This is a genomic window from Vibrio sp. 2134-1 (assembly GCF_033339495.1).
In genome coordinates, this window is the sequence record NZ_JAWOUS010000740.1 from 1 (window position 1) to 573 (window position 573).

Consider the following 573-nt stretch of genomic DNA (forward strand, 5'->3'; position numbering starts at 1 on the left):
TGTATCCCGTTAGAAGTGGTTGCGGAAGAGACACCAAATGTCGTGGTAATGTTGGTTGATAACCTTGGGTGGGGGGAACTAAGTTCCTATGGGAGTACCAGAGGTGTTGAAACTAAAAACTTAGATCAACTTGCTAGAGAAGGTGTACGCCTTACTAATTTTAATGTGGAACCGCAATGCACGCCAACTCGCTCCTCATTCATGACGGGGAGGCGAGCGCTTAGATCTGGGACAGATAAGGTTGTTTGGGGAGTGCCTTACGGTATGGTGAACTGGGAGATAACCATTGCAGAGAAGTTTAAGGAACAAGGATATAACACGAGCCTTTACGGGAAATGGCATTTGGGAGACCAAAAAGGGCGCTTTCCAACGGATCAAGGCTTTGATGAATGGTATGGCATTGCAAATACGACGGATGAGTCAGAATATAGCTCTCAACCCGGTTATAAAGCTATATTACCTAAACCTCAAATCCTTTCAGCTAGAGCAGGGCAGGATCCTAAAGGGGTCAAAGAATATAATTTGGACTCACGTAGAACGATTGACAGTGAGCTAGTTGAACATGCCACAGAT

The 573-nt window shown here is 45.2% G+C and carries 1 protein-coding gene; it reads left to right on the forward strand.

Annotated elements, in window-relative coordinates; genetic code table 11:
- A partial coding sequence (locus tag R7R78_RS28275; protein ID WP_225474871.1) for a sulfatase-like hydrolase/transferase occupies positions 1 to 573 on the forward strand: 573 nt, incomplete at both ends.